The 25,411-nt window shown below is 34.6% G+C and carries 21 protein-coding genes, 2 pseudogenes and 1 other annotated feature; of the genes and pseudogenes, 21 read left to right on the forward strand and 2 right to left on the reverse strand.

What is annotated here, in order from left to right:
* Positions 1 to 164: 164 nt before the first annotated feature.
* From HMPREF0389_RS00325 to HMPREF0389_RS00350, 6 genes are all read left to right on the forward strand, one after another.
* Positions 165 to 686, forward strand: coding sequence for a hypothetical protein (locus tag HMPREF0389_RS00325; RefSeq protein ID WP_014261745.1), 522 nt, complete (start codon positions 165 to 167; stop codon positions 684 to 686).
* A gap of 351 nt (positions 687 to 1,037) precedes the next feature.
* Complete coding sequence (locus HMPREF0389_RS00330; protein ID WP_014261746.1) at positions 1,038 to 1,718, forward strand: hypothetical protein; 681 nt, start codon at positions 1,038 to 1,040, stop codon at positions 1,716 to 1,718.
* Between the two features lie 354 nt (positions 1,719 to 2,072).
* Positions 2,073 to 3,674: a CTP synthase gene (locus HMPREF0389_RS00335; protein WP_014261747.1), complete on the forward strand. Its 1,602-nt coding sequence runs from the start codon at positions 2,073 to 2,075 to the stop codon at positions 3,672 to 3,674.
* A 192-nt stretch (positions 3,675 to 3,866) separates the two neighbouring features.
* The gene (locus tag HMPREF0389_RS00340) at positions 3,867 to 5,363 is read left to right on the forward strand and encodes a 4Fe-4S dicluster domain-containing protein (protein WP_014261748.1); all 1,497 of its coding nucleotides are present in this window, start codon (positions 3,867 to 3,869) and stop codon (positions 5,361 to 5,363) included.
* A gap of 160 nt (positions 5,364 to 5,523) precedes the next feature.
* On the forward strand, positions 5,524 to 6,174 hold the full coding sequence (locus HMPREF0389_RS00345) for an HAD family hydrolase (protein WP_041250892.1): 651 nt from the start codon (positions 5,524 to 5,526) through the stop codon (positions 6,172 to 6,174).
* 64 nt (positions 6,175 to 6,238) lie between these two features.
* The gene (locus tag HMPREF0389_RS00350) at positions 6,239 to 6,910 is read left to right on the forward strand and encodes a trimeric intracellular cation channel family protein (RefSeq protein WP_014261750.1); all 672 of its coding nucleotides are present in this window, start codon (positions 6,239 to 6,241) and stop codon (positions 6,908 to 6,910) included.
* Between the two features lie 355 nt (positions 6,911 to 7,265).
* On the opposite strand, the gene HMPREF0389_RS00355 is transcribed toward HMPREF0389_RS00350, so the two are convergent.
* Together HMPREF0389_RS00355 and HMPREF0389_RS00360 are read right to left on the reverse strand one after the other, a co-directional pair.
* Positions 7,266 to 8,627, reverse strand: coding sequence for an APC family permease (locus HMPREF0389_RS00355; protein ID WP_014261751.1), 1,362 nt, complete (start codon positions 8,625 to 8,627; stop codon positions 7,266 to 7,268).
* A 532-nt stretch (positions 8,628 to 9,159) separates the two neighbouring features.
* A complete protein-coding gene (locus tag HMPREF0389_RS00360; RefSeq protein WP_014261752.1) occupies positions 9,160 to 9,858 on the reverse strand; it encodes a cysteine hydrolase family protein in 699 nt (232 codons plus the stop codon).
* 573 nt (positions 9,859 to 10,431) lie between these two features.
* On the opposite strand from HMPREF0389_RS00360, the pseudogene HMPREF0389_RS00365 reads away from it, so the two are divergent.
* The 15 genes and pseudogenes from HMPREF0389_RS00365 to pheT all read left to right on the forward strand — a co-directional run.
* Positions 10,432 to 10,839: pseudogene (locus HMPREF0389_RS00365) on the forward strand (IS30 family transposase); the annotation flags it as partial.
* A 15-nt stretch (positions 10,840 to 10,854) separates the two neighbouring features.
* Positions 10,855 to 11,046: pseudogene (locus HMPREF0389_RS09325) on the forward strand (Maf family protein); the annotation flags it as partial.
* Between the two features lie 33 nt (positions 11,047 to 11,079).
* The gene (gene radC / locus HMPREF0389_RS00370; protein WP_014261754.1) at positions 11,080 to 11,763 is read left to right on the forward strand and encodes a RadC family protein; all 684 of its coding nucleotides are present in this window, start codon (positions 11,080 to 11,082) and stop codon (positions 11,761 to 11,763) included.
* A gap of 75 nt (positions 11,764 to 11,838) precedes the next feature.
* Positions 11,839 to 12,627, forward strand: coding sequence for a rod shape-determining protein MreC (gene mreC / locus HMPREF0389_RS00375; protein WP_169308497.1), 789 nt, complete (start codon positions 11,839 to 11,841; stop codon positions 12,625 to 12,627).
* 14 nt (positions 12,628 to 12,641) lie between these two features.
* On the forward strand, positions 12,642 to 13,133 hold the full coding sequence (locus HMPREF0389_RS00380) for a rod shape-determining protein MreD (protein WP_014261756.1): 492 nt from the start codon (positions 12,642 to 12,644) through the stop codon (positions 13,131 to 13,133).
* A 4-nt stretch (positions 13,134 to 13,137) separates the two neighbouring features.
* Positions 13,138 to 15,954, forward strand: a complete 2,817-nt coding sequence (locus HMPREF0389_RS00385) for a penicillin-binding transpeptidase domain-containing protein (protein ID WP_014261757.1) — start codon at positions 13,138 to 13,140, stop codon at positions 15,952 to 15,954.
* Between the two features lie 98 nt (positions 15,955 to 16,052).
* Positions 16,053 to 16,769 carry a septum site-determining protein MinC gene (gene minC / locus HMPREF0389_RS08660; protein WP_014261758.1) on the forward strand — a complete coding sequence of 239 codons (717 nt, stop codon included), beginning with the start codon at positions 16,053 to 16,055 and terminating at the stop codon, positions 16,767 to 16,769.
* 18 nt (positions 16,770 to 16,787) lie between these two features.
* Positions 16,788 to 17,582, forward strand: a complete 795-nt coding sequence (gene minD / locus HMPREF0389_RS00395) for a septum site-determining protein MinD (protein ID WP_014261759.1) — start codon at positions 16,788 to 16,790, stop codon at positions 17,580 to 17,582.
* An 11-nt stretch (positions 17,583 to 17,593) separates the two neighbouring features.
* Positions 17,594 to 17,863, forward strand: coding sequence for a cell division topological specificity factor MinE (gene minE, locus HMPREF0389_RS00400; protein ID WP_014261760.1), 270 nt, complete (start codon positions 17,594 to 17,596; stop codon positions 17,861 to 17,863).
* A 34-nt stretch (positions 17,864 to 17,897) separates the two neighbouring features.
* Positions 17,898 to 19,037, forward strand: coding sequence for an FtsW/RodA/SpoVE family cell cycle protein (locus HMPREF0389_RS00405; protein ID WP_014261761.1), 1,140 nt, complete (start codon positions 17,898 to 17,900; stop codon positions 19,035 to 19,037).
* 142 nt (positions 19,038 to 19,179) lie between these two features.
* Positions 19,180 to 19,443: a hypothetical protein gene (locus tag HMPREF0389_RS00410; protein ID WP_156775213.1), complete on the forward strand. Its 264-nt coding sequence runs from the start codon at positions 19,180 to 19,182 to the stop codon at positions 19,441 to 19,443.
* Positions 19,444 to 19,923: 480 nt separating this feature from the next.
* Complete coding sequence (locus HMPREF0389_RS00415; RefSeq protein ID WP_014261763.1) at positions 19,924 to 20,355, forward strand: flavodoxin; 432 nt, start codon at positions 19,924 to 19,926, stop codon at positions 20,353 to 20,355.
* A 4-nt stretch (positions 20,356 to 20,359) separates the two neighbouring features.
* Positions 20,360 to 21,004, forward strand: coding sequence for a DUF3793 family protein (locus HMPREF0389_RS00420; RefSeq protein ID WP_014261764.1), 645 nt, complete (start codon positions 20,360 to 20,362; stop codon positions 21,002 to 21,004).
* Between the two features lie 549 nt (positions 21,005 to 21,553).
* Positions 21,554 to 21,766, forward strand: a binding site (T-box leader).
* 115 nt (positions 21,767 to 21,881) lie between these two features.
* Positions 21,882 to 22,901, forward strand: a complete 1,020-nt coding sequence (pheS, locus tag HMPREF0389_RS00425) for a phenylalanine--tRNA ligase subunit alpha (protein ID WP_014261765.1) — start codon at positions 21,882 to 21,884, stop codon at positions 22,899 to 22,901.
* Positions 22,902 to 22,928: 27 nt separating this feature from the next.
* Entirely contained in the window at positions 22,929 to 25,301 is a 2,373-nt protein-coding gene (gene pheT / locus HMPREF0389_RS00430; protein WP_014261766.1) for a phenylalanine--tRNA ligase subunit beta, read from the forward strand.
* Positions 25,302 to 25,411 lie beyond the last annotated feature (110 nt).

Here is a 25,411-nt window from a genome sequence, read left to right on the forward strand (position 1 = left end):
ATGATATTATTTATCAAAAAGATAAGAAATGATATCATAAATCTGAGATTTTTGTTGAGGAATGGAATATAATATAAGTGAATGTATGATAGGTTCTTGATAAAAAGAAAAACCGTTTGCAATGATTGGTTCGCTAACAAGTTTAGAGAAAGGACGATGAGAAGATGAAGCGAAAAATTTATGATGATATAATCTATCTACTATTCTTTTGCGGATTGGTATTTGGCGGTGGAGTCAAATTGGTTTTGTATGGTTTGGGCTCTTTGTTCGGAAATTTTGATATAGAACTTCAGAGTAGATTCTTTTTTCATGAAGGCTTTCTTGTTTTTCAACAAGATGCATTTTGGGTTGTGTATGCTCTGATATTGATTCCTTTGGTTATCATCAGAGTGTTTCAAAGTGCTTTTGAAGACAAGGTGGAATCTGTGAATCGGACAGTACCGTATGGAAAATTGTCTGACGGCTTAAGAACTGTAACATGGATCGTGAGCTGTTTTTTGGTGGACAGCATTCTCAAATTCTTTACTCCGTTCGTTGTATTTCTTGTGGCAAGAGATATGGATTCTATCAAAAGGCTATTGCTATTTGATGACGGACTGTTCAGTATCTATATCAAATTGTGGGCGATATTGTTACCGATAGTTCTATTTGTCATTCTTCCACGATACCGCAAAAGCTGTCAATGAGTTGTTAAGACAAGAAACAGAGAGTGATGAGTTATCAATCAAGAGATAGAGAATAAAAAAGTCCTGTAAGGGGAATGTTGGATTTCACTTTGCAGGGCTTTTGTTGGTAGTGTGTTTTTGTTGTGAGGGAAGTGTGTGCAATAGTTTTCTTACTTATCAAGTTCAATCGGATTCTTGTAGTATGCCACATTCATCTGAAAAAGGCGTTCTACAGTTATTTCAACATAGTGTTAATCTTTTTCCAAAGATATCAATGCATCAAATTCACCGGTAGAAAAAATGTGTTAAGAATGGTATCATAGTGGAAAATACACAAAGAGTTAAGTTGTGATAGAAGGAGATACCCAAAATATGAAAAATTTTGAAGAGATGTCACCAAAAGAAATTATCACCTGTGCAATGATAGAGATTGCTGAATGTATGAAACATGACGGTTTTTGTTACAACAAAAATAAATTGGAAATTCGCAAAGAGTTTGATTTTATGGTTTCTATTTCTCCTCAAATGAATCGTAACAATCGAACCGGTATTGCTACACAAGCTTTATTACAATGCTCTATTTTTGATAAGGAAGGCAAAGAATGTTTTTGGAGTAAAGGATTGGCTGTTTCAAATAAGAAACAAGATTCTTTCTGTTGGTTTGATTTTTATGGAATAGAGTCATATGAGCAATCAGTAAAGGAAATAAAAGAGATAATATCACAACATTTTTTACCTTTTATACGACGAATGGAGGATAATCCGATGGCGGTTGTACAAGAGGTTGCCGAGAAAGGTTTTTGTGTGTTTTCAGATGAACCTGTATACGATGCCAGATTTGTAGTTCCAACTGCCTTTTTGTTGAGATACGGAACTCATGAACAATTAACTCTGTCATTTCAAAACTATATAGACAGACATCAATTACCTTATGTTAAGACAAATATGCAAAAAGCAGTTGCTTTACTGAAAGAGAACAAAGAGGTAAAGAATAATGGTGAAAAATATTATGCAGAATTTGTTGTTAAACATGATATAGAATTGAAATTCTAAATTTGGAGATGTTATGCTGAGATATGATATGTTAAAAAACAAAAAGACACATTGGAGAAATGACAGATAAATGCTTGGGATGAGAACGTTTTTTATTGTTAAAAAATTATTTATTATTTTATTGCTTTATATTGAACAAACTGTAAAAATATGGTAGGATGAATACATCAGATAGTATCTTTATTATTAGGACAGTTTTGATATAAGATAATAGCAATGGAGAAAACCGAGCAGGCAACTGAATAGGGTGTTTCTAGACATAGAATCAATTACCCCAAAGGGGGTGTTGCAGTTTTGAAGGACAGATTGCCCCTGAAAAGGAGTAGCTGTCTTGTTTTTTGTTTGGAGGAGATTATGGCAAAATATGTATTTGTAACAGGAGGGGTAGTGTCATCTCTTGGAAAAGGGATTACGGCAGCATCTCTGGGCAGATTGCTCAAAGCAAGAGGCTTGAAAGTATCTATCCAAAAATTTGATCCATATCTGAATTTTGATCCCGGTACGATGAGTCCGTATCAACATGGGGAAGTTTTCGTAACGGAAGATGGCGGAGAAACGGATTTGGATTTAGGTCATTATGAAAGATTTATCGACGAAAATCTTTCTATCAATTCAAGCGTTACATCCGGGAAAATTTATTACAGTGTCATCAGTAAGGAGAGAAAAGGAGAATACTTGGGAGGAACAGTCCAAGTGATTCCGCATATTACCAATGAAATCAAGGAGAGAATTCAGCGAGTTGCAAAACATAACGAGCTGGATGTTGTCATTACCGAAATCGGTGGAACTGTAGGAGATATTGAATCTCAACCGTTCCTTGAGGCGATTCGTCAAATGAAGTATGAAGTTGGGGAAGAAAATGTTTGCTATATTCATGTGACACTTGTTCCGTACTTAAGACGAGCAGGCGAGCTCAAGACCAAACCGACGCAACACAGTGTCAAAGAACTCCGTTCTATCGGAATTCAACCTGATATTGTCGTTTGCAGGACAGAAGAAGAATTGACAGAAGATATGAAAGATAAGATTGCATTGTTCTGTAATTTGAAACCGAATCATGTGGTTCAAAATATGGATGCAGAAACCTTATATTCCGTTCCGTTGATGTTACAAAAAGAAAAATTGGATCGTTTGGTGATTGACCGTCTCGGACTGGATGCCAAAGAGGCTGATTTGACCGAATGGATTGCTATGGTGGAGAGAGAAAAGAGTTTGACCGAAGAGTGTACCATTGCATTGGTGGGAAAATATGTCGAGCTGAAGGATGCCTATCTTTCGGTAGTGGAGGCACTCTACCACGCAGGATTGGCAAACGGAATTAAGGTAAATGTGGATTGGATTAACGCAGAAGAAATCGAATCTTATACAGACCGACAAATTCAAGAACTGTTTCAGAAGACAGACGGAATCTTGGTTCCGGGAGGATTTGGAGATCGAGGAATCGAAGGAAAGATTTTGGCAGCAAAATATGCAAGAGAAAACAATATCCCTTATTTCGGAATTTGTTTGGGAATGCAGTTGGCAGTGATTGAATTTGCAAGACATGTTGGCGGAATTGAAGATGCGCATAGTGCAGAACTCAGTATAACAACAAATCCGGTTATCAATTTGATGCCGGAGCAGGAAGATATTGAAGAAAAAGGCGGCACCATGCGTTTAGGGGTGTATCCTTGCAAGGTGTTGGAAGGTACCAAAGCGATGGAGGCTTATGGAAGCAATTTGATTTATGAGCGTCACAGACATCGCTATGAATTCAATAATATTTACAGACAGCAATTAGAAAACAAAGGGCTTGTGATTTCAGGGGTGTCGCCTGATGACCGCCTGGTAGAAATTGTAGAAATTCCGACTCACAAATGGTATGTTGCTTGTCAATTCCATCCGGAATTTAAATCAAGACCGACAAAATCACATCCGTTGTTCCATGATTTTATTCAAGCGACAATGGATAAGTAACGGAATGATATTATTCTGAAATAGTAACAAAGGTAGTATTTTTGAGAGATAACAGACAGCCTTAGCGAAAAATGGGGGCATTTTGTGATAAGGCTGCACTTCGAGAGAATGGGGCGTTTTCTTAGGTGCTGTCAAGGTTTCTCAAGATGATAATATACAAAATAAGTAGTAATTTTATGGGAGGTTTTTTGTATGAATCAATTGTATACGGATATTATACAAATTAGACAGAATGTATTTGCAGAAATCACAAGAATTGCGTATTCAGATGAAGATTTAATTGAAGCATTAGAGAATGCACCGATGAAAATTTTGCCGGGAGAAGTATCTGAACGACGTCAAAGTATTTTTAAGGAAAGAGCAATTGTTGGGGAAAGATTGCGTCTTACTTTGGGATTACCGGTTAGAAAAGCATCTGAATTCAGAAGACTTTCAGAAGGTATTAAAGCAATTGACGAAACAGAACGCGTGTATGAAGCACCGCTTGTAAATGTAATTCCGTTTGCTTGTAATGCTTGTCCTACAAAAGCTTTGGAAGTAACTTCCACTTGTAGACAGTGTATGGCGCATCCATGTATTCAAGTTTGTCCGGTCGGAGCAATTACAATGGGCGAAACACAAACTCACATCGATAAAGAAAAATGTATCAAATGCGGAAAATGTAAAGAAGCTTGTCCGTACAATGCAATTATACAATATGACAGACCTTGTGCAGAGGCATGTGGTGTGAATGCAATCGGCAGTGATGAATACGGAAGAGCATTGATTGATCACGATAAATGCGTATCTTGCGGTCAATGTATGGCACACTGTCCATTTGGAGCAATTGCAGACAAGGCACAAATCTATCAATTGGTAAAATCTATCCGAAATAAAAAACAAAAACATATCGCAATTGTTGCACCGGCGTTCGTTAGCCAATTCGGAGATAAAATTACACCTGCACAAGTATTTGAAGGAATCAAAATGTTGGGATTCGATGATGTTGTAGAAGTTGGTTTGGGAGCAGATATTGCAACAATCAACGAAGCAAAAGAATTCTTACATGTTGTACCGAATGAACTGCCATACTTGGCAACAAGCTGTTGTCCTGCTTGGGTATCTATGGTAAACAAAATGTTCCCGGAAGTAGTGCCGCAAGTATCTGATGCATTGTCTCCAATGAAATTTACGGTACAACATATCAGAAAAACAGATCCGGATGTAAAAATCATATTCGTAGGACCTTGTGTTGCCAAAAAATTGGAAGCACTCGGAGAAGAAATGAAATCTTATGTGGATTTTGTTATCACATTTGAAGAGTTGATGGGAATGTTTGTTGGAAAAGGTATTGATTTGGCTGCTATCGAAACAGACAATGTAATCAATGACTCATCTGCAATCGGAAGAGGTTTTGCACAAGCCGGAGGAGTTGCCGGAGCGGTGCAAGCATATATCAAAGAAATCGAACCGGAAAGAGAATTGATGTTAGAAGCGGCAGACGGATTGCATGATTGTGTGAAATTGGCACGTCTTGCAAAAGCAGGAAAGAAAAACGGATATTTAATTGAAGGAATGGGATGTCCGGGTGGATGTATCGCAGGTGCAGGAACATTAGCTCCATACAACAAAGCACAAAAAGCATTGAACAACTTTATGAAAGCTGCAGAATATCAATCACCTACTCAAAATCCATTGCTTGATAAATAAGCATCCTATTTTGAACATGATATCAAAATAGAATAGCATGACAGAAGATGAAATCATAAAAACTGTGGTTTCATCTTTTTTTGTTCAAAAAAGATAGGTGATTTGAGAATTTTGGTATAAAATGGAAAATATAGAGAAACAGAGAAAGGAAGGTACCGAAATGAAAAAAGCATATATCTTTGATTTAGACGGAACCTTAGTGGATTCGATTCCCACCATTTCGCATTTTGCAAACCAAGCATTGATACAGTACGGATGTAAGCCGGTGGAAGAAGATTTATATAAACTGTTTTTGGGAGAAGGTTCGGTTAAATTAGTACACCGTTTGTTGGACTCACAGGGAAAAGATATAGAAGAAAATTTTGAAAAAGTACACACCATGTATAACAAAACATATGATGAAGATTATCTCTATCTATGCAAACCGTATGAAGGAATTACAGAACTGATAGACGAATTGAAAAGACGGAAGTATATCATTGCCGTGCTATCCAACAAACCGCACAGTACCACTGTAAAAATTATTGAGGCATTGTTTGGCAAAGGAACATTTACCAAAATTTATGGGCAGAGAGAAGGAATTCCGTTGAAACCGGATGCACAAGCCTTACATTCGATATTGGATGAGTTGGAGTTATCGAAAGAAGAATGTGTCTATATCGGCGACACGAAGACGGATATGTTGACAGGAAAAAATGCAAATGTATTTACTGTCGGAGTATTGTGGGGATTTCGAGATCGAGACGAATTGGAACAATATCAGGCGGATGTCATCATTTCATCACCGGAAGAGCTGTTGACAATAGAGTAGACAAATTTTTGGTCATATCAATACAACAAATCGAAGGAATGATATCAGAAAGGAACATCAAACAATGTTTTTATTTGTATTAGAAATTATGGGAAGTATTGCATTTGCCATTTCGGGTGCAATGGTAGCAATCAAAAAAGAATTTGACCTGCTTGGAGTCATTGTACTGGGGATTACCACCTCTATCGGAGGAGGTATTATTCGTGATGTGATTTTGGGAATTACGCCACCCAAAACATTTCAAAATTCAATTTATGCAAAAGTTTCTATCGTATCTTCCGTCATCGTATTCCTTTTTGTATATATCAATCGAAGTAATATGATGAAACGGGAAATTAAAGTGCTGTATGAAAAACTACTTTTGATATCCGATACAATAGGATTGGGAGTATTTACAGTGGTTGGAATTAACATCGCATACAGTCAGTTGGAAGAGCCGAATACATTCCTATTCATTTTTGTAGGAGTTCTGACCGGAGTAGGAGGGGGACTGTGCAGAGATATGATGGCGGGAAACAAGCCGTATATCTTTGTGAAACATATCTACGCCAGTGCATCTATCGCCGGTGCGCTTACGACGGTATATCTTTGGGAAGTCACCAATAAAAATATTGCGATGATGTGTGGAATAGCAGTTGTTTCCATCATACGATTTCTTGCAGCACATTTTGAGTGGAATCTACCTAAGATAAAGAGAACAGAAGAGAACAATAATAGAATGATGATTCAGAAGTGAAAAAACTAACTTCTAAAAAAAGGCATTCAAAATTAAGTATTCAAGTTGGTATTGCTTTGGTATATTTTAAAATAGTGTTTATACTAATATTCCTTAGGATTATGGAACAATTAAGATAAAAATACTGATGAAAGGTAGAAAATGCATAAAATTATAAAAAAAGACACAGAAGAAATAAAAGAAATAAAAAATAATGCTTGTAATTCCAATGTATTAGAAAGTTTTTATCAACACTTTTTGTCCTATAGGCCTTTGTTACCGAAAAATAGGCGCTGATGTTCTGAAACAAAAAACAAGAGATGGTCTTATAAAACCATCTCTAAAAAAACGTTCCCGATTTTCATTAAACTTAGAATTATTTGCTATTTATAGGTGTATTTTCTGGATTAATGATAAACGGCTTCCACACATCAGGCTCTGACTTCTGTTTATATCTTGCATATAGCCAAAATCCTATGCCTATGACAGCATATCCCAATAATGTAAGCCAAGCTCCTACCTCCATAGCCATTACAGAAGCAATCAAAATCCAAATGCAAAACAAAACTCCGACAGTAGCAACAATATTCGCATGCTTAACGTAAAATGGTCTTTCCCAGTTAGGTTGTTTTTTTCTCAACTTCAAAAAGCTCAACACAACCATCAAGTAAACCAATCCTGCTGCAATTCCATATATTGTATAAATATAATTTACCCAAGTTTCTGGTGCAAAAACGGTGAAATAAACCGATGTTACACCTACAAGAATATTCGCTATATGGGGCTGACCATTTTTATTTATCTTTGCAAATACAATGGGAAACTGTCTTTGCTTCGCAGCTCCATATAATGTACGTGAAGCCGAAAGCCAAAAACCTGACAAGGTAGTTAAGCAAGTTCCTGTTCCCATAACCACGAGGACTACTCCTAACCAGTGTTTTCCTATGATATCTGCAACCCTTGGATCTACAACATCAGTTTCAGCTACCCATTGCTGACTAACAATCCCTCCTACTCCAATTACCGCAAGACAATAGATCAAAACTGTCAGAAACAAAGAACCAATAAAAGCTACTACAAGCCTTTTTCTTGGAAAATTCGTTTCTTCCGATAATTGGGGAATCAAATCAAATCCTACAAACTTCATGACCAAAAGCCCTACCGCAGCACTATATCCACTGAAACCTTTTGGAAATATAGGTTTCAGTGTATTTATGCTCCATTGCTCACTCCCGATGAATGTTATTGAAGCTAAAATAGAAATGACCAGTGTGGACCAAAATAATACATTTTGAATTCTTGCTAAAAACTTGATTTCAAAATTCGTCAAGATAAACCAAACTAAAAGAATCACTGCCGCAATAATTTTAACCTGCAAAAATGTTACCGGAAACAAGTATCCCAACATACTCGCTATCCCATAAGATACAGTAGGCATTGCCATAATGTACAAAAGCATTACACACCAAAAACACAGCCAACCCGAATTCCATCCGAAGGAATTCGATATCCAAATATTAGCTCCTCCGGCATAAGGCAACATACCTGTCAACTCAGCATAAATCAAACACAAGGATAAAACAAGTATGGCACAAGTAATCAAAGCTACCGAAGAACCTACACCGCTCAGTTCAAACCATAATTTAATCTCTACCATCCATGCTGCGATCATTCCTCCCGCAGCCATTGCAATAACCTGAAATAGTCCTAATTCTTTCTTGAATTTATTTTCGCTCATGACATTCTCCTATTCCTAATTTAGACAAATTAAGTTTTTTTGTTTAAGTTTATCAAATCAAAACCCTTTGATTGTACCAATCAAATTTATTTTCGATTTGACTTTTCCAAAAACTTTCTTATCCACACCAAAGAGCAGCTTTTAAATTCAACCTCAAACTTCGCATATAATAAAGTGAAAAAAAGCTTAAAATATCAATCAAAATCAAAAATAAAACAGCATGAAACCGTCCTATTTGGTATCATTGAATTACAAGAAAAACAACACACAGAGAAGGATTATGCTATAAACAATGACATAACACAAACTATCCAAAAATGGAACGGGATTTCCCAATAGGTACAACCATTTTTTTAACGCTTTTCCATTTTCTCAGCCTTAAGAACATCCAATGTCTACAAGAAAGGAAGAAACCCTGTTCTATTGGTGCTACTATTCTAATTATGAGACATCCTTCTAACCTTGATGTTCCATCTGGAAAAGAAATAACAGTAATTACGTATAACCCTTCAAGTTCAAATAAACTACTTTCCTATAGCTTTTCTTTTATCAGTTTGATTATATCCTTTGCTTCCATTACATAGGTATAAATAATATTCATAATTTTCAGTTCTGTGTCATGCAATTGCATATCTGGAGCTGCACAGGCATCATCTATCGTAATGACTTGATATCCTGCATCAGCCAAACCTCTTACCGTAGAGGCTACACACTGATCCGTTACAATTCCACACACTACCACTGTTGTAATTCCCATATTTTGTAGTAATTGTAAATAGTTTGTTCCTGTCGTAACACTATCTGTTGTCTTGTTTACAACAATTTCATTTTTTTGAGGTGTTAATTCCTTAACCATCTCCGCAGCATAACTATCTACATGAAGAAGCATACCATTCCATCCTTCAGTCTTCTGAACAGGGGAACGATCCTCCCCATCTTCACGCAAACAAGCTATTCTTCCAAAGCTGACAGGCAAACCGTTCTCTCTAAAAAAATCCAAAATCTTTCTCGAATTTGGTATTACAACCTTCTCCAATCTGTCATAGTGGGGTTCCCACCGTTCCCAATCCCCTGCTTCTTTAAATCCAAGTGCTTCTCCAAAATCCCTTAAACAAAATTCATTTTGAAGATCGACAATAAGTAACATTGTTTTTTTTGGTTCAATAACATAGTCAGGAAACTCTTCAACCCCATCATAATAGAAAGATAAAAATTTACGATTAAGTTTCATACTACTCCGCCTCCTTACAATTCCAAAACATGGATACCTATCACAAATAACACACCATCGTGAATACACAGTTTTTTGAAAATACAGAATATTATGTGTTCTTAAATTTCAAAATATAGAATACTGTGTATTCTTATAAATATTTATACCATATTAATGGTGTAATTGTCAATATTTTTGCATATCCGCTTAATATATTTCTCTAGGATTGTCAAACATATGTGACAAAACCACCCGGTAAAAGTTTAAGCTACAGTCTTAAAATAATTCTCTACCATTTCATTCGGTGTTCTAAATTTTAATACTCTTCTTGCTATGTTATTGGTTCTGATACTATACCTCTTAAATGATTTGTACATCTCTTCTTCACTCTTGAATCTTCTTCTTCTGTAGAATAGTTCGTTGTCTATCTTATGACTTCTTTCTACTACTCCGTTTTGCCATGGGGAATACGGTCTTGTTCTTAATATATTCTATTCCTAACTTTTTCATAACTTTTTCAAATAGTGACTTCTTTTGTTCTCTTTCATTACAAAACTCTCTTCCGTTATCTGTCTGTATTGGATCTATACTAAAAAAGCATCCATAGTAAATGAAACATTAAAGAACACATTGAACAGATTGAAGGAACCACAAAAAATATTTAGAAGCATAACAAGTGATAACGGCTTAGAGTTTGCGAAATTATGTGAACTTGAAAAAACATATATAGGAAACATCTATTACTGTCATCCCAATAATCCTCAAGAAAGAGGAACAAATGAAAAGCACAATAGCCTAATCAGAAGATTTCTACCGAAAGGAAAATCATTAAATGATTATGAAGAAGAACACTATATAAAGATAATGAATTGGATGAACAATTTGCCAAGAAAAATCCTAAATTACCGCACTCCTATAGAAGTTTTTATAGAAGAACTAAATAACTTAGGACTTTTAGATGATAATGAGGAATTAGTTCAATTTGATATTGCAATTTAAGTTAAGAAATTAAGCAATCAAACAATTAAAAAATATATTGATACCGGAGATTATAAGGATAAAGCAGGAGCATATGGCATACAGAGTGGAGCATATGATTTTGTAGATTATATTGTAGGTGATTCGGAAAATGTAATCGGATTACCCACAAAGAAGGTACTTAATGCGATGGGACAAGTTGAACATTTGTTGTCAGAGTTGGATTAAACATCATCCTTTACGGTAATAGGGGAGTAGGTTATGTCAGATTTAAGAATGAGAGATATTTCTTTAGATGAGAAACCAAGAGAAAAAATGATGAAGTTGGGCGTTTCCGCTTTGTCTAATGTAGAATTATTGGCAATTATTTTGGACACAGGTTCATCTGACAAATCGGTATTGGATTTATCACAGGAAGTTTTATCTTTGTCGAAAGGGCTTTCCGGAATACGAAGTCTTTCCATAAACGATTTTCTCTCAATTAAAGGAATAGGTCCTGCAAAGACAGGTAGGATCTTAGCTTCATTGGAGCTAAGCAGTAGGATAGCAAAACAAGAATCCGAAGATTTGTTTCAGATTGATAGTGCGGTTTCTGTTGCAAATCTGTTTATGGAAGAATTGAGATACTTAAAGAGAGAGGTGTTCAAAGTTTTGTTCTTGGACACAAAGAACAAAATCATCTGTGATAGAGATATTTCCGTAGGCTCTCTTAATGCATCCATTGTTCATCCTAGAGAAGTGTTTAAGGAGGCACTTTTGTATAGTTCAAATAAAATATTTTTGATTCACAATCATCCTTCCGGAGATACGGAGCCAAGTAGAGAAGATATTTTGATTACCGAGCGTTTGAAAAAAGCAGGAGAGTTGTTAGGTGTGGAAGTGTTGGATCATATTATTATCGGAAACGGAAAATACAGTAGTTTAAGAGAGTGTGGATACTTATAAATGGAACGAATAAAAGAAATAATTTTAAAGAAAATAATTAGGAACAAAAAAACATACTATATCATGGGGTTACTCTTGATAACATTGTTTTTGTTAAACTCAATTAACGGAAATTTCGGTTCGGAAAACAGGGTTCTTTCGTTCTATGCAACATCTTCAAAACTAATAACTTCAAGCAGTAATAAAATAAAGTTTGTTTTGGGTTCTAAGGGAAAAAGCTCTGAAGAAGAAATTGAATTGTTGAAAGCAAAGAATGAAGAATTGAAATCGCAATTGATTGAAAATATGATTACAAAGTCAGATTTGGAAGAGCTGAAGAATTTGAAATCAAGTTTGAATTATGTTTCAAACAATGAAAATTCAGAGTATATTTCGACATCGATTGTTTATAAAAATGATGGAAATTTTTTCACTTCCTTTGTTATAGATGCAGGTAAAAATTTCGGTGTTCAAAAAGACAGCATTGTGATTGGGCAAAACGGATTAGTGGGAATTATTTTTGAAGTCAATGAAAAATATTCCAAAGGAATGTCTATTTTGGATTCGGATATTTCCGTTAGTTTCCAAGCGTTGCGAAACAAGGAGGTAGCAGGAATTGCAAGTCAAAACATCATTATGAATATAAATGATGATTTTTCGGGATACTTAAAGGGATATTTATTTGATAAGGAAGCAAGTGTTTTTACCGGAGATATTCTGGTAACTTCCGGGTTAGGACTCTATCCTGCCGGAATCCAAATCGGAGAGGTAGAAGGAGTGGTTGAAGACAAATCAAATCTTTTACAATATATCAAAATTAAACCTTATGTTAATTTTAAGACAATTGACAAGGTAATTGTAATCAACCCGAGAGTGTTGCATTAGGGGATGGAGAAGTTATGAAGAATGTAATATATATATTATTTGGATTTTTTATATTGCTATTGGAACTGATTTTGTTCAATAGGGTATCTTTATTTGTAATCAGTGCCAATATTCTTATTATTTACATTGCAACACTATCTATTTTTACAAGTTTGGATAGAGTATTATTTGTATCTTTGTTTCTTGGATTGGGAAAAGACTTTGTTTTTGAAAGAATATTTGGATTAAATGCGATGATTCTTATTATATTAGGAATTCTGTTCGGGAATTTAAAAGGGAGTATTTATAAAGAAAAATGGACAATTCCTATTTTTTTATCAGGTATTTCATCTGTTATTTATATGCTTATCTATTCATTATTCTATAGAATGTATTTGGGAAGAGCTTATTCTTTTTTGTATTCCATTAAAATGTTAGGAGCATTTCTTTTTGTTGAAATTGTAGTCAGTTTAGTAATATACTATCCTCTTCGTAAGATAGTGCAAATTGTGGAAGATAGATGGTGAAACTATGAAATATAATATGCAGAGTAGGTTTTATGCTTTTTTTGTTGCGGTTGTGGTCATGTTCAGTTTGATTTTTTTGAAAATAACATATTTGACAATTTTTTCCGGAGATTTGTTTAGTAGAAGAGAGGCCAGTTTCGTTTACAAAAAAATTGAAGTGAAAGCTCCAAGAGGAGAGATTAGAGATCGTTATGGACGCCTGTTGGCCGGAAATAGACCCAGCTTTAATGTACAATTATCCAGAAATAACAGCTTGTCTCAAGAGGAGCAAAACAATGCTATCCTAAAAATAATTTCTATTTTGAAACAAAACAACGAAAAAATTGTAGATGAATTTCCAATCAAGATAGATGCAAACAACTACTACTATTTTACTTACGATGAAGAGCTTCGAAAGTGGAAAGAAAAGAACAATATTGATCCAAATGCCAGTGCAAAAGAATCTTTTACACTGATTGCAAACTTGTTAGTGGAGCAGGGAGTTATCAGGATAGATAAGGATACCACATCAAAAGAAATTCAACAGAAGATGATTGCCGCGGGATATTATCCTCCCATTTCTATTCAACAAGAAATGAAATTTTCACACCAAGTTAAAAAAGAAGAGTGGATACAAAAAAATTTTCCGAAAGAATATAAACAATATCTGAACAAACCGGCAAAAGAAATTTTTCAGTTACTAAGAGAAAAAAATAAAATTTCGTCTTCCATGGACGACAGAACAGCACGAGATATGTTGAATGTACTCAATATCTTGAAAATGCAAAGTTATCAATATCAACCGGTTGGAATATCGTTTGATATTAAAAATAATACAGTCATTCAATTAGAGGAAGCATCCCAAGATATCCCGATGGTATCGGTCGTAGTAGAACCGGTAAGGTACTATCCTCACGGAAATTTTGCTTCTCATATTTTGGGATATCTCGGTAAAATATCAGATAATGAAATACAAGAGTATGTAAGAGATAAGAAATATAATCCTTCTGATATCATTGGGAAGACAGGAATTGAAAAAACATTTGAGGAACAACTTCGCGGCAAGGCGGGATATCAAGAAGTTCAAGTAGATTCCAGGAATCGTATGGTTGGAAATTTAGGGTTTCAGAATGCTGAACCCGGAGATACGATCTACCTGACATTGGACTACAAGCTCCAAAAAACAGTAGAAGATACTCTCAAAAAAACATTGGGTTGTATCCAAAACGGCTCCGATTATCAAAGTGATTGGGGAAATATCCGAATGCGAGAGAACAAAAAGGTGTTTTATAAGGCACAGTCCGGAGCAACAATTGTGATGGATGTAAATACCGGAAAAATATTAGCAATGGCAAGTTATCCGGATTATGATCCCAATAAATTTGTACACGGAATTTCTCAGGAAGATTATGAGCTTTTGATGCCGAAAAACTTAAACGATCCGATGTCACCTAAACCGCTTTTCAACATTGCGACAATGATGTCAGTGCAACCGGGTTCCACATTTAAGATGATTACCGGTTTGGCAGCTTTAGAAAATGGTTTGAGTCCTTATTACAGAATTCAGGATAAAGGTTCGATAAAAATAGGAAATCACTCTTTCGGGTGTTGGATTTGGAACAGTAGCGGACATTCTCAAACGCATGGAATGGAAAATTTAATGGATGCAATTCAGGATTCTTGCAACTACTATTTCTATTGTTTGAGTGTAGGATATGACTATTCTGTGGACAAACCTCTACCTATTTCTATGAATTCACAAAAAATATTGGATTATGCAACCAAATTCGGTTTGAACGAAAAGACCGGGATTGAAATAGAAGAAACGAAAGGTTCTGTACCGACAGTTGGAATGGAGAGAGAAAAAAAAGTTATTGCATTAAAAAATTTTTTGAAAGAATTTTTGGCGGATAAGTTTGAAGATATTGATTCCAATTCCGGTGAATATATAACTCGAATTAATACCATTATTTCATGGGCAGACGAAAATCCATCACGTGGAGAATTGATACGAAGATTGAGGGAAATAAAAGTAAAAGAAAAAGAACTGAATAATGTAACAGATCGTATCAAATATGATTATTTCATTTCTATGGGGGGATGGAAAGAGGGAGATGCATTCAATTTGGCGATTGGACAGGGCGCCCACTCTTATACCCCTTTGCAACTGACAAGATATGTTGCTTCTATTGCGAATAAGGGAAATCTCAATAAAGTCAGCTTAATTGATAAGAGAGAAAACTATGAAAAGACCGATATTATCCGGCATGAGTTGGAGACGGAAGTAATCCAATTGAAGAATAATAAAAATTTAGAGTATTTAGTGCAAGGTATGAAAAATGCTTCCGATGAAGGAACATCCAAAAACACTTTCAATCGTTTTCCGATTATGGTTGCATCTAAGACAGGTACAGCGCAGAGAGCAGGAAAGATACCGACTGTTGATGAAAAAAAATATTATTTGTCTCATCTATCTTCGTACGGAGTTAACTACTCAGATGTTATGAGAGTTGCAGAAGAATTAGAAAAAAATTCAAAAACAAAATTACAGGATTATCAATACATCGTTCAAGCGATTTTAAAGTTAAACAAGAATTTGAAAAAAGCTGATTTGGATCAATACAAAGATTCTTATGACGAATTTGCATGGTTTGTTTCCTTTGCACCGGCAGAAAAACCTGAAATTGCAGTCATATCTGTTATTGTGCAAGGTGGACACGGGGGGTACGCCGCACCTATGGCACGAGACATCTATGCTCAATATTTTGAATTGACTCCGTATGGAACAAAACCACAAGAAACCATTCAAAAGAAAATACAATTTTTAGATGAATTAAATTGATTTCATCTATAAGTAATGATACAATGAGGGAGATTGTAATTTGATTTTTAGTGAATCAAGTATGATTAGGTGTTTACAAAAAGTGAAGGAGTATTGCTTTGCAAAGAGAAAAAGTAGAGATTAAAGGTTCAAAGGATGGATTTTATGCTGTTTTTGAACCGGGATTAACATTAGTACATGCAATTTCATTATTACAAGAAAAGTTACAACAGGATCATGATTTTTTTGAAAATTCATATTTTACTCATTTGACAAGTGATACTTTGAGTGAAAATGATAAATTGATTATCGCAAGATTTATGGAAGAACATTATGGAATTCGATTTGATAAATCTACCTTTCATACAGAAGAAGATAATACAAAAAAAGATGAAACTTTAGAAGAAGAAATTAATCGAAGAGTACAGGAGATACTAAAAACTCAAACTAAGAACACAACCTTTAATTTAAATAAAAATGCTATTGTGGACGATAAAAATCAAATGAAAACGTTCTTTGTCTACGAAACATTGCGTTCGGGAGGAGATATACAATTTGATGGTCATGTTGTAGTGATTGGAGATGTCAATCCGGGAGGTAGAGTGACAGCAAGCGGAAACATCATCATTTTGGGATATTTAAGAGGTATCGCACATGCCGGAGCAAAAGGAGACAAGAATTGTTTTGTTGTTGCAGAACGATTAGCGCCAATTCAACTTAGGATTGCAAACGCAATTGCGATTGCATCGGAAAATAACAAGTTGATTGAAGAACCGTTGATTGCGAAAATTTTAAATGATACCATTGTGATAGAGTCGGTTCTGTCACATAGATAATAAAAGGAGGATATATTTATGGCAGAAGTGATTGTAATTACTTCCGGAAAAGGTGGAGTGGGCAAAACAACAACCACGGCGAATCTTGGAACATCTTTGAGTTTGAATGGAAATAAGGTGGTTATCATCGATGCTGATATCGGATTGAGAAACTTGGATGTTGTTATGGGGCTTGAAAATAGGATTGTATATGACTTGGTAGATGTAATAGAAGAACGATGCAAGTTAAAACAAGCTATGATTAAAGATAAAAGATTCGAAAATTTATTTTTGATTCCTGCCGCTCAAACGAGAGACAAAGATGCAGTGAATCCGGAACAGATGAAAAAAATTTGTGATGAATTGAGAGAAGAATTTGATTATATCTTGGTAGATTGTCCTGCCGGAATTGAAAACGGATTCAAAAATGCAATTGCCGGAGCGGACCGTGCATTGATTGTAACGACACCGGAAGTTTCTGCGGTAAGAGATGCGGATAGAATTATCGGGTTATTGGATGCAAATAATATTTCAGATCACAGATTGGTAGTGAATCGCTTTAAGCCAAATATGGTAGAGCGTGGAGATATGATGGATATTGAGGACATTTTAGAAATTCTTGCAATTGATTTAATCGGAGTTGTTCCGGAAGATGACAGTATTGTCGTTTCTACAAATACCGGAGAACCTGCAGCAAATGATCAAGCTTCAGTAGCAGGAAAGGCTTATCGAAATATTGCGAAAAGGGTACAGGGAGAAGAAGTTGAATTTTTAACTTTTTCTACAAATGATACATTTTTGACAAGATTGAAAAAACTGTTTACAGGGAAGTAGAGGTATGTATAATGGGAGTATTTAGTTTTTTTAGAACGGAAAAAAAATCCAAAAACATTGCCAAAGATCGTTTGAAACTGGTTTTGATTCATGATAAAAGCGGAGGATATTCACCACAGATATTAGAAAAATTACAAGCGGAAATTTTATCTGTAATCACAAATTATTTGGAAGTAGATGAAGAGCAAGTAGAAATTAAAATCATTAAAACGAAGAAAAATACAGAGGACGACATGGTTTCTTCACTTGTTGCAAACGTTCCGATTAAGAAGATAAAATAAGAACAGAGTTGAAACAATCATAGAAGGTATTAATGTGAATATAAAAGAAAGAACTAAAAATTTTGAATATGGACTTACTATCACTGTAGTACTCCTATTTTTGATAGGAATCGTTCTGTTGATGAGTGCGACTCATTATAGTGAATACAAAGCATTAGGAGATTATAAAAAAGTAATTATTCAAACAATTACTTTTTTGATAGGGATAGGAATCTTGTGTTTTAATAATATTTTTGATTATACGAGAGTAAGGAAGTATTGTAAGAAAATATATGTATTCTGTATTTTTCTGTTGCTTATTGTATGGATTCCAAAAATCGGAAGTCCTCAATTCGGTGCACATTCATGGGTTAATATATTCGGAGTATTCAACCTTCAGACTTCAGAGATAGTAAAACCGTTGTTTATTTTATGCTATGCTACTTATTTGGAAGATAAAAAGGGTCATATACAGGATTTTGGAGACTTGGGAAAGGCAATTTTGTTTGCAGTACCAATTGTTGGTCTGGTATTGATACAGCCGGATTTAGGTGGAGCGATTGTTTTTTTGAGTATTATGTTCGGGATGTTATTCATCTCAGGTATGGATGTGAAGTTGATTTTATATGCAGGCGCTATTTTTGTTTTATGTTTTCCTCTTGTCTATAAATTCGGATTACGACCACATCAAGTAGAGCGATTGGATGCATATTTTACACTTTTATTTCATCCGTCGAACCTTTCTGAAATCTATAAAAACAATTTGCAGGTAGCACAGTCAATGACTGCGATAGGTTCAGGCGGAGCACTTGGAAAAGGATGGTTGCGAGGTACTTACAGTCAATACGGATTTATTTTCGTGTCGGAAAGCGACTTTATCTTTTCTGTTGCAGGAGAAGAATTCGGATTTGTCGGAATGAGCATCATTATTTGTTTATACATTTATTTTCTCTTAAGATTATTAACGATTTCTATTCTGTCAAAAGATTTTTACGGGAAATTGATAGGAATAGGAGTATTTTCATTGTTTTTTTATCAGGTTGTCCAAAATATCGGAATGACGATAGGTATTATTCCGGTTACAGGGTTACCTTTACCATTTGTCAGTTATGGAGGGAGCTCTATGATATCTTCCATGATGTGTGTAGCATTATCATTAAATGTTGCTAAGAACAAAAGAAAGTTTGATATTTAGTTTGTTAGAATTAAAAAATTGGAGAAGAGACCTCTCCATTTTTTTATGGTAGTTTCGGTACAGAATACATGTTACCGATGTAATAACATCACATGTGTTTTGAAAATCGATGTAATATAGAAAGAAAAAGGAGAAATAAATGATGGATACATTTGTAAGTAAAGAAGGAATGGTTTGTTTCGGATTCAAAGACGTAGAAGAAAAGCTTGCAGAAGAGTGGAAAGGAAAGCTTGGAGAATCTTTTATTCCACTTACATTCATTTCTGTAGGACAGGAAGCTCTTAGTTATGGAACAGGACATAATTTTGTCATCAATACAATGATGGTAAAAACCAGAGTAGACGAATTGAAAATTGACATGAGCAAAATGGAAAAAGATATTAAAGATGCATTGGACATCAGATAGTATCATTGTCTATCGTGTTGTATAAAAAGCACTTATTTATTTTGAGAAAAATAAAGAGTGCTTTTTTGATTGGAAATAACATTCGTTTCATAATTTTTTTAATTGATGCGAAAAGTTAATTAAATTGCAATGGTAAATTGCAATAGATGATAATTTGAAAGAAAAGCTCCCTTTTGATATTGTTATATCTGAAATAATCGCTATATGGTATTGGACTCATTAAAAACCATGAACAGCACAACTTAAGATAATGAAACATGGTAAGTGAAAGAGATAATGGTATAAGATATTTTATACAATCATATTATCTGAGAATCTTGAAATTTTATCTCTTTTATACTTTACAAACCCATATGAGATATATTATAATCATTAATAGAAAAGAATAATCATTAACAATAATAAGTAATTATTTCTATTGTTTTATTTTTTTCAAAAAATATTACTAATATTATTATAAAATAAAAGGAGAGATTTAAAATGGCTAAGATTAGTTTAGTTTATTGGAGTGGAACAGGAAATACACAAGCAATGGCAGATTATGTAGTAGAAGGTGTAAAATCAGCCGGAGCAGAAGTGGATGTATTTGAAGTAACAGAAGCAAATGCTGACGATGTTTTGAAAAGTGATGTTATTCTTTTAGGATGTCCTTCTATGGGAAGCGAAGTATTGGAAGAAGAAAGCATGGAGCCTTTTATGGAAGAAATCGAAGGCGGACTTTCCGGCAAAAAAGTAGGATTATTCGGATCTTACGGATGGGGAGACGGTCAATGGATGAGAGATTGGCAAGAAAGAGTAGAAGGTGCAGGAGCATCTATGATTTGTGATGGAATTATTGTAAACGGAGAACCATCCGATGACAGTGTTATCGATGAATTAAAATCAATGGGAAGCAATGCTGCTTTAGCATAATATTATGATGAAGAGTAATTTGTTTGACTTTGTGCAATGTATGCGTCAAATGGAGGATTATGAATATCTATTATCTTTATTGGCACATCACTGTGGACCTACAATTGAAAGAGTAAAAGTATCTTCTTTATTAAATATCCGAAATTCAAAAAACAGATTGCTGTCAGAAGTATGGGAGAACAGAAAAGAAGAATTGTTGCAGTTTTTTGGCGTGTCCTCTTTTTCTCTCAAAAAGGATGATTCTGGGGAAATTGTTTTGATTTATCATGAAGATTTGTTAAAAGAACAGTTGTGTAAGAAAGAACATATTGAATTCTTGTCACGATTCGGTTATCAAAATGATTGGGATTATCTACAGTATTTGGAGTTTTTGAAGAAAAGATATACGAATTTATGTCCTCATGAAATAGGAGTCTTTTTGGGATATCCTATTTATGATGTCATGCAGTTTATCTCATGTCCAAATAAAGAATGTCGTTTTGTTGGATATTGGAAAGTGTATGAAAATGAAGAAGTTGCAAAAGAAATCTTTCGTTCGTATGATGAAGCGAAACAAATTTCTTGTTTGAAAACAGTGGAAAAGATATTCCCTGAAAGTGCATTGAAGAGGAAGATATATAAAAGTTTGATGAATTCTACCCTATCATGAAATGAGGGTGATGTTATCTTCTCTTAAAATAGAAAAAGAGCCGCTATTAAAAAATTTTGGTAGCAGTTCTTTTTTTGTTTTATCATAGTATTTATAAGAAACATAGTAAACATTTTTGATGAAAGGAAATTTAGGTATCGTTTGTATTCTATACTTTTGTATTGTATTCTACCATAATAAAATAGCAGAATGTAGTTACAACTTTTCATTGTTTTTGAGAGTAAATTATGGAGAGCAAGCGCGGGAATAACTTGAAGTTAGAAAATATTTGTTCGTATTTTTTTGATATCATGATAGGCGAAGTGACTCATTTATAAGTTGCTTTGTATCAAACTTGTAATTACAGAGTTATTTATGTTAGTGTTGGAAGTATCTTTTATCAGTTGAGGTATTAAAAGAAAAGGGTAATAGATATGCATGATATTATCAATGTAAAAATTTCACAAATTGAAATTGAATAGTATCTGATTACTATGAATAAAGCAAGTATCTCACAAGATAGAATATATGGTTGAAATATCAAGTGAAATATGCTATGATATTCACAGTAAAATGGCTGGGAAAGAGATTAGTAAAAAGGATGTATTGAGTACAGAAAGAAGGAGAAAATGAGAGCCTTTCTTGAGAAACCTTTTGAATTCACTCTGGAGCTGAGAGAATGAAAACGGAGTAGTTCCTTCGCAAGAAAAAGCGTTATAATATCAATGAGTATGAGTCCTTATGGATGTTAGGGTGGTACCGCAGATGAAATTTGCCCCTACAGACATAGAGGATTTTTTTATTGCCAAAAGGAACAAAATCTTCGGTACCATTTGAAATCAAAATCTTATAAACAGATGAAATACTTACTTTTTTATAATTAATGGAGGGATAAGGCATGAAAGAACGCTTGGAAGCGATTAGAAAAAATGCACAGCTTGCAATTGAGCAAGCAAAGGATGTCAATTTGCTGGAACAGGTACGGGTTCAATTTTTAGGAAAAAAACAAGAGTTAGCTTCTCTTTTGAAAGAAATGGGGAAATTATCTCCGGAAGAAAGACCTACTATGGGAAAGATTGTCAATGAAGTTCGTGATGAAATAGAGACGGCAATCAGAGAAAAAAAAGAACATTTGGAAAATATTGCATTGGAACAAAAATTGAATCGTGAAATGATTGATGTGACGATTCCGGTAAAAACAAATTTTGTAGGGAAACCACATCCGATTACAAAAGTAATCAATGAAATTGAAACCATCTTTATGAATATGGGATTTTCCATTAAAGAAGGACCTGAGGTGGAAACGGTAGAAAATAACTTCGATAAATTAAATGCACCGAAGAACCATCCGTCCAGAGATATCTCCGATACATTTTATATCTCCGATACACTATTGCTTAGAACACAGACATCTCCTGTTCAAATTCGAACGATGTTGGAAGAAGGGCTTCCGATTCGAATGATATCTCCGGGAAGATGTTTTCGTTCCGATACTCCGGACGCGACACATTCTCCGATGTTTCATCAGGTAGAGGGTTTGGTGATTGGAAAAAATATTACTTTTGCGAATTTGAAACATACGTTAGAAGAGTTTGCAATCAAATTTTTTGGAGAAGATACCAAAACAAAATTCAGACCACATAATTTTCCGTTTACAGAACCGAGTGCTGAGGTAGATGTGTCATGTTTCAAATGTCATGGCGAAGGTTGTTCTATTTGTAAAGGAGAAGGCTTCATTGAAATTTTAGGAGCCGGAATGGTACATCCGAATGTATTGGAAAACTGCGGAATTGATTCTGATGTATATAGCGGATTCGCTTTCGGATTGGGTGTAGAGCGTGTTGCGATGTTGAAGTATGAAATTGATGATATTCGCTTAATGTATGAGAATGATATGAGATTTTTGGAACAATTCTAATAAAAAAGATAGATAGGAGCTGGAACAATGATATTACCTTTGAAATGGTTACGAGATTATATAGAAATGGATATTTCAGCAGAAAAATTTGCTGATCAAATGACATTGACAGGAACAAAATCAGAAAGAGTAGAACATATAGGAGAAGCTATAAGTGATGTAGTTGTAGGAAAAATTACTGAAATCACGAAACATCCGGATGCTGATAAATTGATTGTTACTCAGGTTGATGTAGGAGAAGAAGTAAAACAAATTGTTACAGGAGCAAATAACATTAAAGTTGGAGATTATGTTCCTGTAGCGATGCATGGAGCAAAACTTCCTGATGGTACCAAAATCAAACGAGGAAAAATGAGAGGTGTAGTATCTGACGGAATGTTATGCTCTGCAGGAGAGCTTGGAATAGATAGTAAATTTTTGTCGGAAGAACAAAAAAACGGACTGTATATTTTGGAAGGAGAGCCGGCATTAGGGCAAGATATTCGTGATGTGTTAGATTTGAAAGATGCTATTATAGAGTTTGAATTGACGGCAAACCGTCCGGATTGTAATTCTATTATCGGAATAGCCTATGAGGCAAAAGCGACATTAGATAAAGAAGTGACAATTCCTACTTTAAAAGTAAAAGAAGAAGGAGCAAATATTGGAGTAGATGTAAAATGTGAAAATAACAATCTTTGTGGTCGCTATATGGCAAGAGAAATCACAGATGTTAAAATAGCACCGTCTCCATACTATATTCAAAGAAGATTGATTGAATCCGGGATTCGACCAATCAATAATATTGTAGATTTAACAAATTATGTTATGTTAGAGTACGGACAACCGATGCATGCATTCGATTATGATAAATTGGAAGGACATACCATTTATATCAAACAAGCAAGCGATGGACAAAGTTGTATTACATTGGATGAAGAAGAAAGAAAATTAGATTCTTCTATGATTACGATTTGTGATTCTAACAAAGTCATTGCATTGGGTGGAGTGATGGGAGCAAGCTGTTCTCAAATTGATGAGAGCACCACACATATTGTGTTGGAGAGTGCACATTTTGATGCAGATACCATCAGAGCAACTTCCAAAAAATTGGGACTTCGAACAGATGCATCAGCCAGATTTGAAAAAGGAATCGATAGGTATCGATGTGAAAAAGCATTGAACCGATTCTGTCAATTAGTAGAAGAATTAGAGATAGGTACGGTATGTAAAGGTTTTGTGGATACAGCAACTGAATTAGATGATAAATCTACTGTTACCTTTTCAAAGAATAGAGTGAATGAGGTAATCGGAATTGAGTTTTCATCAGAAGAGATTTGTTCCATCTTATCGAAATTGAATTTTGAATCTAAAATCGAAGGAGATATGATTACCACGGTTGCACCTGAATATCGTACTGATATCGAAAAAATAGCTGATATCATAGAAGAAATTTCGCGTATTTACGGATTCAACAATGTAGTATCGGCGCCGATTGTCGGAGAAATTATCCCTGCTACAAAAAGTGAGAGCAGACTTTATGAAGACAGTATGAAAGCATTTGCTATGAAAAATGGACTGACAGAAATTTTGACTTATTCATTCGTGAGTCCTATCGGAGTAGAAAAAGCTAAACTGTCTGAAACGAAAGAAAATGATTTTGTAAAGTTGTTAAATCCTTTAGGGGAAGAAACTTCAGTTATGAGAACAAGTCTAATACCGAATATGCTTGAAGTGATTTCAATGAATGCTGCAAGAAAAAATGAATTTTTTGCAGGATTTGAATTTGGAAATATTTTCTGTTTAAAACAATCCAATCCTTTAGAGCAAAAATCTTTTGTGGCAGGTGTTTATGGTAAAGAAGAAGATTTTTTTAGCTTAAAAGGAAGAATAGAGGGCATTTTGAATGGTTTGAGATATCAGTCAAGAGTATATCTTCCAAACAAAGAACATCCAACCTTCCATCCGGGAAGATGTGCAGATATTTTCATCGGAGAAGAGAAAGTAGGAATTTTGGGTGAAGTTCATCCAAAAGCGGCATCCGCTTTCAATATTAAAAAGAAAGTATATTTGTGCGAATTAGATATTCCGTTTTTGATGAGCTTGTTTGATAATATGATGAAATATCGTCAAATTCCAAAATTCCCTGCAATGAAAAGAGATATTGCTTTGGTTGTAGATAAGAATCAATATGTATCGGAAATAGAACAAATTATTTGGAAGAACGGAAAATCCTTGATTGAAAAAATAGAACTGTTCGATATTTATGAAGGAGATCAAATCGAAAAAGATAAAAAATCTGTTGCGTACTCCGTTGTATATCGCAAAAAAGAAGCAACTTTGACAGATGAAGAAGTGAATCGTATACAAGAAAAGATTTTAAAAGAGTTGGAAGAAAAACTCCATGCAGTATTGAGATAGTTTTATGTAAAATAAAAAAACAGTTCGAAAAGAACTGTTTGAAAAATACCCTCTTTACCGAAAGTACGGCAGAGAGGGTATTTTGATGTGTTGACCTATAGGTACAACGG

This window comes from Filifactor alocis ATCC 35896 (assembly GCF_000163895.2).
In the GTDB taxonomy this organism is placed as follows: domain Bacteria; phylum Bacillota; class Clostridia; order Peptostreptococcales; family Filifactoraceae; genus Filifactor; species Filifactor alocis.